This window comes from Achromobacter aloeverae, from assembly GCF_004121055.1.
Lineage (GTDB): Bacteria > Pseudomonadota > Gammaproteobacteria > Burkholderiales > Burkholderiaceae_B > Bordetella_C > Bordetella_C aloeverae.
In genome coordinates this window covers 264,385-275,418 of the sequence record NZ_PYAL01000009.1, presented here as the reverse complement: position 1 = coordinate 275,418, position 11,034 = coordinate 264,385, and the positions used below count along the sequence as shown (strand labels likewise).

The 11,034-nt window shown below is 67.5% G+C and carries 11 protein-coding genes and 1 tRNA gene; 5 read left to right on the top strand and 7 right to left on the bottom strand.

The annotated features are described in order from the left end of the window. The first annotated feature begins 13 nt into the window (after nucleotides 1–13). The 3 genes from C7R54_RS26750 (at nucleotide 14) to C7R54_RS26740 (ending at nucleotide 2,130) form a co-directional block, all read left to right on the top strand. Complete coding sequence (locus C7R54_RS26750; protein ID WP_129153959.1) at nucleotides 14–637, top strand: hypothetical protein; 624 nt, start codon at nucleotides 14–16, stop codon at nucleotides 635–637. An 88-nt stretch (nucleotides 638–725) separates the two neighbouring features. Continuing rightward, entirely contained in the window at nucleotides 726–1,376 is a 651-nt protein-coding gene (locus C7R54_RS26745) for a cytochrome b/b6 domain-containing protein (RefSeq protein ID WP_129153958.1), read from the top strand. Continuing rightward, nucleotides 1,369–2,130 carry a molybdopterin-dependent oxidoreductase gene (locus tag C7R54_RS26740; protein ID WP_129153957.1) on the top strand — a complete coding sequence of 254 codons (762 nt, stop codon included), beginning with the start codon at nucleotides 1,369–1,371 and terminating at the stop codon, nucleotides 2,128–2,130. The genes C7R54_RS26745 and C7R54_RS26740 overlap by 8 nt, the downstream gene beginning before the upstream one ends. A gap of 70 nt (nucleotides 2,131–2,200) precedes the next feature. On the opposite strand, the gene C7R54_RS26735 is transcribed toward C7R54_RS26740, so the two are convergent. The 5 genes from C7R54_RS26735 to C7R54_RS26715 all read right to left on the bottom strand — a co-directional run bounded on the left by C7R54_RS26735 (nucleotide 2,201) and on the right by C7R54_RS26715 (nucleotide 7,519). Next, nucleotides 2,201–3,187, bottom strand: a complete 987-nt coding sequence (locus tag C7R54_RS26735) for a Bug family tripartite tricarboxylate transporter substrate binding protein (protein WP_129153956.1) — start codon at nucleotides 3,185–3,187, stop codon at nucleotides 2,201–2,203. Nucleotides 3,188–3,270: 83 nt separating this feature from the next. Beyond that, nucleotides 3,271–3,735, bottom strand: coding sequence for a MaoC family dehydratase (locus C7R54_RS26730; protein ID WP_129153955.1), 465 nt, complete (start codon nucleotides 3,733–3,735; stop codon nucleotides 3,271–3,273). Between the two features lie 136 nt (nucleotides 3,736–3,871). Then, nucleotides 3,872–5,080, bottom strand: coding sequence for a CaiB/BaiF CoA transferase family protein (locus tag C7R54_RS26725; RefSeq protein WP_129153954.1), 1,209 nt, complete (start codon nucleotides 5,078–5,080; stop codon nucleotides 3,872–3,874). Between the two features lie 104 nt (nucleotides 5,081–5,184). Next, nucleotides 5,185–6,243, bottom strand: a complete 1,059-nt coding sequence (locus C7R54_RS26720; protein ID WP_129153953.1) for an alcohol dehydrogenase — start codon at nucleotides 6,241–6,243, stop codon at nucleotides 5,185–5,187. Between the two features lie 61 nt (nucleotides 6,244–6,304). Continuing rightward, on the bottom strand, nucleotides 6,305–7,519 hold the full coding sequence (locus tag C7R54_RS26715) for an ABC transporter substrate-binding protein (protein WP_240039741.1): 1,215 nt from the start codon (nucleotides 7,517–7,519) through the stop codon (nucleotides 6,305–6,307). 357 nt (nucleotides 7,520–7,876) lie between these two features. Between C7R54_RS26715 and C7R54_RS26710 the strand changes: the two genes are divergently transcribed. Beyond that, nucleotides 7,877–8,782 (top strand): LysR family transcriptional regulator, encoded by a 906-nt coding sequence (locus tag C7R54_RS26710; RefSeq protein WP_240039728.1) that lies wholly within the window; start codon nucleotides 7,877–7,879, stop codon nucleotides 8,780–8,782. 23 nt (nucleotides 8,783–8,805) lie between these two features. Here the strand turns inward: C7R54_RS26710 and C7R54_RS26705 are convergent, their stop codons facing one another. Beyond that, complete coding sequence (locus C7R54_RS26705) at nucleotides 8,806–9,606, bottom strand: enoyl-CoA hydratase/isomerase family protein (protein WP_129153950.1); 801 nt, start codon at nucleotides 9,604–9,606, stop codon at nucleotides 8,806–8,808. 25 nt (nucleotides 9,607–9,631) lie between these two features. Further along, nucleotides 9,632–10,621, bottom strand: a complete 990-nt coding sequence (locus C7R54_RS26700; protein WP_377814827.1) for a tripartite tricarboxylate transporter substrate binding protein — start codon at nucleotides 10,619–10,621, stop codon at nucleotides 9,632–9,634. A 281-nt stretch (nucleotides 10,622–10,902) separates the two neighbouring features. Here C7R54_RS26700 and C7R54_RS26695 point away from each other — a divergent pair. Beyond that, nucleotides 10,903–10,978 (top strand) — tRNA-Asn (locus tag C7R54_RS26695). Nucleotides 10,979–11,034 lie beyond the last annotated feature (56 nt).

Below are 11,034 nucleotides of genomic sequence, written 5' to 3'. Positions count from 1 at the left end.
GGAGATACAGACGATGACCCTTTTCCGTATACGCGCGCTCACTGCCAGCTTGCTCCTGGCCGGCGGACTGGCCGCCGCCCACGCGCAATCCGCGCAACCCGTGCGCACGACCCTGCGGGGCACGATAGACCAGGTCAGCGCCAACGCGCTGGAGATCACGGCGCGCAACGGCGCGAAATCCACCATCGCGCTGCCGGCCAACGTGCCGGTGCGCGCGGTGTCCGTGGCCAAGCTCACCGATATCAAGCCCGACAGTTTCGTCGGGACGGCCGCCGTGCCTCAACCCGACGGCACGCTGAAAGCGCTGGAAGTCCATGTCTTCGCCGCGTCCCTGCGCGGTTCGGGCGAAGGCAACCGGCCGTGGGAAGGCGCCGAAGGCAAGAAGGGATCCATGACCAACGGGACCGTGGGTAGCGTGGTGACGACCAACGGCACCACGATGAAGGTGAAATACAAGGAAGGGGAAAAAACGGTCATCGTGCCGCCGGACGTGCCCGTCGTCTACCTGGAACCGGGCGATGCCAGCCTGATGAAGGTCGGCGCGCCGGCGCTGGTCTTCGCGCAAAAGGGCGATGGCGGGGCGCTGTCGGCCTTGACCGTGGTGATCGGCAAGGACGGCACCATACCGCCGATGTAGTCCCGGCCAGGCGGCGCGCGTCCTGCCGCGCCGCCTGCCCGCCCTCGGTGCGCAATGCCGCGCGCCGCACCGATCCAGGATATCCCCCGTGCACACTTCCACATCTTCACGCCCGCCCGGCCGCGCGCGGGTCCATACCCTGCCGGTGCGCCTGACGCACTGGGTCAATGCCTATGCCATGGGCTGCATGTTCATGAGCGGCTGGGGCATCTACAACGCCTCCCCCATTTTCGGTTTCAGCTTTCCGGAATGGGCCACCCTGGGCGGATGGCTGGGCGCGGCCACGATCTGGCATTTCGCCGTGATGTGGCTGTTGGTGGCCAACGGGCTGCTCTACCTGTTGGCTAGCCTGTTCGACGGCCATCTGCGGCGCGACCTGCTAAGCGTCCGGGGAGCGGATATCCGGCGCGATATGGCCGCGGCCCTGCGCCTGCGGCTGGACCATCGCGCCGGACGCTACAACGCCGTGCAGAAGGCGATGTACCTGGGCGTGCTGCTGCTCGGCCTGCTGCTGGTGCTGTCGGGGCTGGCGATTTGGAAGCCCGTGCAGTTGCAGGGCCTGACCGCCCTGTTCGGCGGCTTCGCGGCGGCCCGCGTCGTGCATTTCATCGCCATGGCGGGCGTAGCCCTGTTCGTGGTCGTGCACGTGTCGATGGTGCTGCTGGTGCCCCGCACGCTGCCGCCCATGATCACCGGCCGGGCGCCGCGGCATGTCCCCGAGGGAGGTCGCGATGCCTGAACGCAAGCACACCCGGCTGGTGCTGGAACCGGCGCAACGCACCACGCTGGCCAACGCGCGGCGTCGCCTGCTGCTGCGCGGCGGCCTGACGCTGGGCGGGGTGGCCATGCTGACCGGCTGCAACCTGCAGGACGGCGATACCTTCGACAAGGTGCTGTGGGCCATGTCCCGCTGGAACGACAAGGTGCAGGCGTGGCTGTTCCGCGAAAACCGGCTGGCCCCCACCTACGCCGCCGGCGACATCACCAAGCCCTTCCCTTTCAACGCCTTCTATCCCGAGTACAGCGTGCCGGACATCGACCTGTCCGACTACCAGCTGGAAGTGTCCGGCCTGGTGGCGGACAAGACGCCGTGGACGCTGGAGGGACTGCGCCGGCTGCCGCAGGCCAGCCAGATCACGCGCCTCATCTGCATCGAAGGCTGGAGCGCCATCGGCCAGTGGGGCGGCGTTCCCCTGAAGACCTTCCTGCAACGCATCGGCGCGGACCTGACCGCGCGCTATGTGGGTTTCAAGTGCGCCGACCGCTACTACTCCAGCATAGACATGGCGACAGCCTTGCATCCGCAGACCATCCTGGCGCTGGACTTCGGCGGCGAGGCCCTGCCGCCCGATTTCGGCAACCCGCTGCGGCTGCGGGTGCCGACCAAGCTCGGGTTCAAGAACCCCAAGCACATCATGGCGCTCTTCGTCACCAATACCTATCCTGGCGGGTATTGGGAGGACCAGGGCTATAACTGGTTCAGCGGGATCTAGGGCAGCGGCAACAGGGTCAGCGGCAACAGGGTCAGCGGCAACTGAGTCAGCCCCGACCAGATCAACAGGACTAAGGGCTGTCCAGCTTCACCCCGGCCTCGCGGATCACCTCGCCCCAGCGCCGGGTCTCGTCGGCGATGTAGCGCTGGTAGGCCTGCGGCGTGCTTCCGAGCGCCTGCGCGCCCTGCGCCGTCAGTTGCTTGCGCACCGCCTCCGTCCCCAGCGCCTTCAGGACCTCGCGATTGAGGCGCGCCACGATGTCCGGCGGCGTGCCCTTGGGCACGACGATGCCCTGCCAGGCGCCTACCTCGAAGCCAGGCACGGCCGTCTCCGCCACGGTGGGCACCTCCGGCAGCAATGGGCTGCGCGTGCTTCCGGTGACCGCCAGCGCCCGCAGCTTGCCGTCGCGAATGAAGGCCAGGGAATCGTTCAGCGTATTGGTCATGAACTGCACCTGCCCGCCCACCAGGTCGGTCATGGCGGGGGCGCTGCCGCGGTACGGCACGTGCATGGCCTGGGCGCCGACGGCGCGCAGCAGCATCAGCGCGCCCAGGTGCGTGACGTTGCCGGTGCTGGCCGAGGCATAGGAAAGCTTGCCGCCCTGCGCCTTGGCGTAGGCGATGAAGGATGACATGTCCTTGGCGGGGACGGACGGATGCACCAGCAACACCAGCGGGATCACCGCCGTCGACGTCACGGCCTGGAAATCGCGCTGCGGGTCGAAGCCCAGCCGGGCGTACAGATTCGGGCTCAGTGCGATGGACGACGTGTTGTATAGCAAGGTATAGCCGTCCGCCGCCGCCTGTGCCACATGCTGCATGCCGATGTTGCCGTTGGCGCCGCCGCGATTCTCCACCACGATCGTCTGCCCGATCTGCTCGGTCAGTTGACGAGCGAGCACCCGCGCCACCAGGTCGGTCGGGCCGCCCGGCGGGAAAGGCACCACCAGGGTGACGGGTCGCTGGGGCCAGTCGGCCGCCAGCGCGGGGGCCGGCGCGACGGCAGCCAGGACCATGCAGGCCGCCACCACGGCGGCCCATGCAGTACGTAGAACCATGATAGTCTCCTCGTTCTTTTTTTCATCTCGTTTGCCGCGATGCGCATGCGGCCGCGGCGTGCAGCCTGGCGATGCCCGCGCGGTCAGCCCGGCCTGCCGGCCAGCAGGCGCACCGCGGTGTATTCCATGACGGCCGTGCCATCCTGCTTGCGGACCGTGATCGCCGACGTCACCACCGCCCGGTTCTGCCTGGACGTCGGCCGTACGCCAGTGACCTCCACCTCGGCCCAGATGGTGTCGCCGGCCACGACCGGCCCCAGCATCTTCTTGTGGACTTCCAGCAGCGCGAGGCCCGTGCCCTGGCACATGGTCTGCATCAGCATCCCCTCGATCAGGCCATAGGTGAGGCCGCCGGGCGCTGGCCGTCCGCGTATCGCGCCATGCGCGTACGTGGTGTCGATGAAGATGGCCTCCAGCATTCCGGTCACGCTGATGAAGTTGACGATGTCCGTCTCGGTGACGGTGCGGCGGAAGGTATGGAAGCGCTGTCCCTCCTTCAGGTCCTGCCAGTAGTAGCCCTGGCCCAGCAATGGCGGTTGGGATGTCATGGGTTGTGATATCACCGGTTGGAATGTCATGGATAGGATGCGACGGGTGGGATATGACGGATCGATGTGATTGAGTCGCGGATCTCCTGAAGTTGATCCATGGCGCGGGAAACGTTGCCGGCGCGCGCCTTCCCCGTCATGCCTGCGCGGCCAGTTCGGCGATGGCCGCCTCGCTCAAGCCAGCCTCGCGCAGCACTTCGCGGGTATGCTCGCCCAGGCGCGGCGCCATGGCCGGCGCCACGTCGCTGTCGGCCATGCGCACCGGGTTGCGGGTATAGCGGTAGGCCTGGCCATGGCCATCGTCGATGTCGACGAACAGGCCCACGCTGCGCAGATGCGGGTCGTCCGGCAGGTCTTCGAGGCGGTTGACCGGCGCGGCAGGTATCTCCAGTTCACGGCACAGCGCCAGCCAATGCGCGGTATCGCGCCGCGCCACGATCTCGCCCGTGAGCGCGTACAAGATTTCGATATGCCTGGTCCGCGCCGCGATGTCCTTGAAACGCGTATCGGCGGCCAGGTCCGCGCGCCCGCTGTGCGCGAAGAAGCGCTGCCAGTGGACATCGGTATAGGGCATCATGCAGACATGGCCATCGGCGGTGGCGTACGGTCGCCGCCAGCGTGCCAGCACGCGCGGATAGCCCATGCCCCCGGGCGCCTCGGACGGCGGGCCGCCAAGGTGTCCGCCATACAGGTGCTCGACCATCAGGAACGAGGTCATGGACTCGTACATCGGCACCTCCAGCGCCTGTCCCCTCCCGGTGCGCTCGCGCTGGAACAGCGCCGCCAGGATGGCGTGCGCGGCCACCAGGCCGCAGGTCTTGTCCGCCGCGATCGTGGGCAGGTACTGCGGCGTCCCGGTCTGGCGCCGCATCAGGTCGGCCACGCCGGACAGGCCCTGGATGACGTCATCGTAGGCAGGCTGGCCCTCGTAGGCGCCTCCGCTGCCGAAACCATACAGCCCCGCGTACACCAGCCGGGGATTGCGCGCGCACAACGAGGCGGGATCCAGGCCCAGCTTGGCCATCTTGGACGGCCGCATGCTGTGCATGAGGACGTCCGCGCCGTCCACCAGGGTCAGCAGCGCCGCGCGGGCCGCCTGCTGCTTGAGGTCCAGCACCACGCTGCGCTTGTTGCGATTGATGCCCAGGAAGATGGCCGCCAGGCCCGCTTCGCGTGACGGCCCGGTGCGACGGGTGGAATCGCCGCCCGGCGCCTCGATCTTGACGACGTCGGCGCCGTAGTCCGCCAATATCTGCGAGGCATAGGGGCCGAAGACCACAGTGGTCAGGTCGAGTATGCGCAGGCCGCCGAGCGCGGCCTGCCTTGGGGAATATGCGGGGTTCATGGCAGGCCATCCTAAAGACGGCCGCCACGCGCGTCTAATACGGCTTTGGTATGACGCGATACCACATGTTTATGGCGTTCCGGAACCGGCGCGGCGTGGATGGTTCAAGCCGTCAGTACCGCGCGACCCACGACCTTGCCGTCCACCAGCGACGCCAGCACCGCATCGGCGTCGGCCAGGGGGTAGCGATGCACCGGTATCGGCTTGACCTTGCCCTCGCGCACCAGCGCCATCAGCTCGCGCAGTTCCTGCAGGCTACCCACATAGCTGCCGACGATGGACAGCGCCCGCATGGGAATGAGCGCCAGCGGCCAGGTCGCGCCGCCGCCGAACAGGCCCACGATGACCAGCTTGCCGCCCTTGACCAGGGTATCGAAGGCGGCGCCCGCCGTCGCCGGCGCGCCGACCAGGTCGAGCGCGGCCTGCACGGGCCGGCCGCCGTTGGCCTTGACGATCTGCTGCGCCGCGTCGGGCGCGCCGCCGTCGATGGCAGCCAGGGCGCCGGCGGCCAAGGCCGCCTGCCGCTTGGCGGGATCGATGTCGACCACGATGGCGCCCTTGCCGCCCAGGGCATGCAGGATCTCGACGGCCATCAGGCCCAGCCCCCCCGCGCCGAAGATGACGATGGGATGGTCGCGATAAATTTCGGGGCCGATCTGGCGCAGGGCCGAATAGGTGGTCAGGCCCGAGCAGGCATAGGGCGCCACCGTGGCGGGGTCCAGGTCGCCGATGTCGATCAGGTAGCGCTCGTCGGGCACCAGCAGATATTCCGCGTAGCCGCCGGGACGGTAGACGCCGAGGTAGCGGGGCGCGGTGCAGTGGTTTTCGCGGCCGCCGGCGCAGGCCGGGCATGCGCCGCAGCCTATCCATGGATAGACGAGATAGTTGCGCCCGGCCTGGACCTGCGTGGCGCGCGGCCCCGCCGCGTGGACCGCGCCCACCGTCTCGTGGCCCAACGTCAGGGGCAGCGTGACCCCGCGATCCTTGAGCGACAGCCGTTTGCCCTGGCCGAGGTCATATCCGCCCTCCCACAGGTGGATGTCGCTGTGGCATACCCCGGCCGCCCGCACCTTCAGCAGCACCTCGGCATCCCGCACGTCGGGGATGGGCTGCTCCCGCAACTGCAAGGGTTGGTGGAAATCGACGACGCAATAGCATTTCATGGCATGTCTCTCCGTTCTTGTTTTCCAGGACCAGAAGGATTACTTGCGGCTAGCTTGCGGATTACTTGCGTGCGAGCGGGCACTCGCTGTCGGCCAGCGACACGAAGACCTTGTCGCCGGGCACCGTGGACAGGATGCGATAGAAATCGCCCGGATAGCGCGATTCCGCCGGCTTTTTCACCTCCACCAGGTACAGGTCCATGATGACACGGCCGTCCTCGGGACGCACCCGTGCATTCTTGATCAGCCTGGTCGTGACGGGCAATTCCCGCAACTTGCGGTTCACGGCCTCGCCATCGAACGTGCCTGCCGCCTGTACCGCCTGCAGGTAGTGCATGGTCGCGACATAGCTTAGCGCATGCACGATCGATGGCACGCGGTCCCAGTTGGCTTCCTTCTGCCAGCGCCGGGTCCATGCGCGGGTGTCGTCGTCGGCATCCCAGTAGAAGGCGTCCGGGAAGATCAGGCCCTGCGCCACGGGCAGCCCCATCGCGGCAACGTCCGTGATGAACGTCAGGAATGTGAGCATGCGCTGCCTGGATCCGGCCAGCCCGAATTCCTGCGCCTGCTTGATCAGGTTGACCAGGTCGCCGCCCGCGCTGGCCAGGCCGATGACCTGGGCCTGCGAAGCCTGCGCCTGCAGGATGAAGGACGCAAAATCGGTCGCACCCAGCGGGTGGCGCGCGCTGCCCAGCACCTTGCCGCCGGCCCGCTCCACGAAATGGCTGGCGTTGGCTTCCAAGGACTTGCCGAACACGTAGTCGCTGGTGATGAAGTACCAGCTCTTGCCCCCCTGGTCCACCGCGCCCCGCACGACCGCGTTGGCGAGGGCATAGGTGTCCGGCGCCCACTGCGTGGTGACGGTCGAGCACTGCTTGCCGCTGAAATCCCCGGCAAAGCCGCCGCTGATGAGCGCCGTGCCATTCTTTTCCTTGGCGACATAGGCGGCCGCCAGCCCCGTGGAACTCGCGCCGCCGTCGACCACCGCGACCACGTTCTGCGTATCGAACCAGCGCCGCACCACCGCGGAGGCCACGTCCGCCTTGTTCTGCGTATCGGCGCCGATGACCTCGATACGCTTGCCCAGGACCTGGCCGCCAAAATCCTTCACCGCCAAACGGGTCGCGGCTTCCGAGCCCGGACCGCCCACGTCGGCATAGATGCCGCTGCGGTCATTGGAAACGCCGATGCGAACCACATCGCCCGCCGGTTCGGCGGCGGCGGGGATGGCGGTGGCGGCGCAGGCCAGCGCCACGGCCGCGGCAAGCACGGCCAGCCCGCCGGCACGACGGGGCGGCCTGAAAAAACCCGGGAGGCGCGAAGCCGGCCCCGCACAAGCCAGGCCTGGATAGCGAACAGGAAGACCGGAACAGCGAACGACGATGCTACGGAAAGAGTTGCCCATTTTTGTCTCCCCCGGGCCGGCGCCACGCCGGAACGGAATCCTGATTATTGGTATGGGTGGCGGGATGGTGGCCCGCGTCCCGGCGCGGTGCGCGCCGACTGGGGCTTGCGTGGAGGTATCGGGGCTGGCGATCTCCTGGAGGCGGTGGTTGCCGCACATGCTAAGGTGGCGCTTGCGCACGGTCTAATAAACGTTTCGTATTGGGTGATACGGGATTCGATAATGGTCATGGATTTGCGTCAGTTGCGTCAGCTGGTCACCATCGCCGAGCTAGGCAGTTATCGCCGAGCCGCCGAAGTGCTGCACATCGCCCAACCCGCGCTGTCGGTCTCGATACAAAAACTGGAACACCTGGTGGGCGTGCAATTGCTGGAGCGCGGAACGCGCGGCGTCACGCTCACGGCCGCCGGGCAAGCCCTGGTCGCCGACGCCCGCCGGGCGCTCTATCACGCCGACCAGGCGCGCCAGGCCGCGCGCCGCGTCGGGCTTGGCGAATGGGGCACCCTGCGGCTGGGTTTCGTGGGATCCGCGACCTACACCCTGCTGCCTCGCCTGTTGCCCGCCTTCCGCGCCACGTGCCCGGAAGTCGCCCTGGAATTACGGGAAGACAGCACGGTGGGACTGCTGGCCATGTTGCGCAGCGGCGAAATCGACGCCGCCCTGGTGCGCGGCCCCGCGGCGGAGGACCCCTTGCTGGCGAGCTGGGCCCTGGAACGCGATGACCTGATCCTGGCGGTGCCGCGCGACCACCCGCTGGCCCGGGCCGAAGCCGTGCCCCTGTCCGCGGCGCGCGGGGAGTCCTTCGTCGTGTATTCGCCCAAGATGGTGCCGGGCTTGCATGGCGTGATCCAGGAATTGTGCCGCGGCGCGGGATTCTCGCCGCGCATCGGCCAGGAGGCGATCCAGGTGCAGACCGTGGTCAGCCTCGTGGCCAGCGGCATGGGGGTGGCACTGGTGCCTGGCGTGGCGCGCGTCTACACCACGCCGCATGTCGCCTTCGTGCCCTTGACCGACCCGCGCGCGCAGGGAGCGCTGGCCCTGTCCCTGGTCACGCATCGCGAAGGCGCGAACGCCGCCGTGCTGCGGCTGCGCGACTGCCTGGCGCCCTGCGCGCCGGTCGCCGCGGCCGCCTGACCCTGCCGGGTCGCCACGCCGGCTTATCCCTTCGGCGCGGCGGCCTGCGCCTTGTCCAGGAAGGCCATCACCGCCTCCCGATGCTCGGTGCTGGTGTAGCAGATGCCCTGGGCCTGGCTGCCCTGGGCGAACACCTGCTGGGACGAGAGCTCGAAGCTCTGGTTGAGTATGGTCTTGCCAAGGGCCAGCGCCGTGGCCGAGCCCTTGGTGAGTTCCGCGGCCCAGGCCTGCGCCTGCTCGACCAGGGCGGCGCCAGGCGCCTGCCGGTCGACGATGCCCAGCGCCAGCGCTTCCTGCACGTCGACCTTGCGGCCCGTGAAGATCAGTTCCTTGGCGCGCGCCAGCCCGACGCGGCGCGGCAGGAAGTACATGCCGCCGCCATCGGGAATGATGCCGCGGTTGATATACGACCAGGTGAAGCTCGCCCATTCGCTGGCGATGATGAAATCGCAGGCCAGGGCCGTATCGGCGCCGAGCCCCGAGGCAGCGCCGTTGACCGCGGCGATCACGGGCTTGGGCATGGTATGCAGCAGGGCCTGCACGCGATGCACGCGCTGCTGCCGGCGCCAGCCGTTGATGCCCACTTCGCCGGCGGGTGCGTTCAGGCGCTTCTCCATGCCGGCGATGTCGCCGCCGGCGCAGAAAGCCTTGCCGGCGCCCGTCAATACCAGCGCGCGGATGGCGGTGTCCGCGGTGACCCGCTCCAGCGCATCGATGAATTCAGTCCGCAAGTCGTCGCTCATCGCGTTGCGTTTTTCGGGACGATTGAAGGTGATCGTTGCGATCGACGAGGCGACCTGGAAATCTATCAGTGAGTATGTCATCGGGTTCTCGAAAAAAGCGTCACGCTTATTCAGGCTTGATGTTGTTTTCCTTGACGACCTTGCGCCAGCGCGCTTCCTCCGCGCGCACATACGTATCGAGCTCGGCGGGATCGCCCGTGCGCACGGCCAGGCCTTCCTGTTCCATGCGCTTGCGAAAATCCTCCGACTGCGTCGCCTCCCGCGCTGCCGCGTTCAGCCGCTGGATCACGGCCTGCGGCGTTTTCGCGGGGACGTAGAGTCCATACCAGCTCTCCACCGAGTAGCCCGGCAAGGTCGCGGCGACGGTGGGCACGCCCGGCCATGCCGGCGAGGGCCGTGGGCTGGTGACCGCCAGCGCCCGCAGCTTCCCGCCCTGGACGAAGCCGGAAACCGCGGCGGCGGTCGCGAACATCACATCGATGCGATTCCCCAGCAGGTCCGTGATGGCCGGCCCCGCGCCCCGGTAAGGCACGTGCGTCATCGGTACCTTGGCAAGATTGGCGAACAGCTCTCCGGCCAGGTGAGCCGACGTTCCTATGCCCTGGGACGCGTAGGTCAGGCCTTTTTCCTTGCCTTTTTCCTTGCCTTGGGCGGCGGCGATGACGTCCTGCACGCTGTGGTACGGACTGTCGGCGGGGACCACCATCACGTTCGGGCCGGTCCCGATCAAGGCCACCGGCGCGAACGCGGTCTGGTAGTCGTAGGGCAGGCTGGGTTGCAGGCTGGGGTTCACCGCGTGCGCGAACGACGCCATGTCGATGGTGTAGCCGTCGGGCGCGCTCTGGGCGACGTAGTCGGTGCCCACGATGGTGCCGGCGCCCGGCTTGTTGTCGACGATGACGGAGACCTTGAGCGCCTTGCCCATGCCGGCGCCCAGCGCGCGGGCAATCGTGTCCGTCCCGCCGCCAGGCGCGAACGGCACGACCAGCCGTATCGGTTTATCGGGAAACGCAGCCACGGCAGCGTGGGCAAGGCCGCACGCCGACAATGCCAGCACCGTGCAAGCCCACCGCTTGCGCATCCATCCTAGCGTCATGCTCATGTCTCCATCGCGGCCCGGGCCGGGCTTTTTTTTTCGAGGCCCATGGGAACCAGGCCACGTGCCGAAAGCTTAGAGCGAGGGACGCGGAATCGACAGGGGGCATTTCCAATTGGTGGAATTTGCTCAAGCATTGCGCAAACCCGGAATCAAACTGCGCAATTCCTGATCAACGCCTCGCCAACGAGAAAAAAATCCGCGGTCTTTTCGAAAAAAATCGCACACCGACTTGCGCACCCCAAAAAATACGTGCTATAGTCTTACTTCTTTAGCGCAGGTCCCCGATAGCTCAGTCGGTAGAGCGACGGACTGTTAATCCGCAGGTCGCTGGTTCGAGCCCAGCTCGGGGAGCCAAAACCGCACTAAAGCGCAGTACCGACAACAGAAACCGCCGCAAGGCGGTTTTTGCT

What these genes read in the sequence shown, in the direction of transcription:
- C7R54_RS26750 (WP_129153959.1), top strand. Translation starts at nt 14, where the DNA reads ATGACCCTTTTCCGTATACGCGCGCTCACTGCCAGCTTGCTCCTGGCC.
- C7R54_RS26740 (WP_129153957.1), top strand. Translation starts at nt 1,369, where the DNA reads ATGCCTGAACGCAAGCACACCCGGCTGGTGCTGGAACCGGCGCAACGC.
- C7R54_RS26735 (WP_129153956.1), bottom strand. Translation starts at nt 3,187, where the DNA reads ATGGTTCTACGTACTGCATGGGCCGCCGTGGTGGCGGCCTGCATGGTC.
- C7R54_RS26730 (WP_129153955.1), bottom strand. Translation starts at nt 3,735, where the DNA reads ATGACATCCCAACCGCCATTGCTGGGCCAGGGCTACTACTGGCAGGAC.
- C7R54_RS26725 (WP_129153954.1), bottom strand. Translation starts at nt 5,080, where the DNA reads ATGAACCCCGCATATTCCCCAAGGCAGGCCGCGCTCGGCGGCCTGCGC.
- C7R54_RS26720 (WP_129153953.1), bottom strand. Translation starts at nt 6,243, where the DNA reads ATGAAATGCTATTGCGTCGTCGATTTCCACCAACCCTTGCAGTTGCGG.
- C7R54_RS26710 (WP_240039728.1), top strand. Translation starts at nt 7,877, where the DNA reads ATGGATTTGCGTCAGTTGCGTCAGCTGGTCACCATCGCCGAGCTAGGC.
- C7R54_RS26705 (WP_129153950.1), bottom strand. Translation starts at nt 9,606, where the DNA reads ATGACATACTCACTGATAGATTTCCAGGTCGCCTCGTCGATCGCAACG.
- C7R54_RS26700 (WP_377814827.1), bottom strand. Translation starts at nt 10,621, where the DNA reads ATGACGCTAGGATGGATGCGCAAGCGGTGGGCTTGCACGGTGCTGGCA.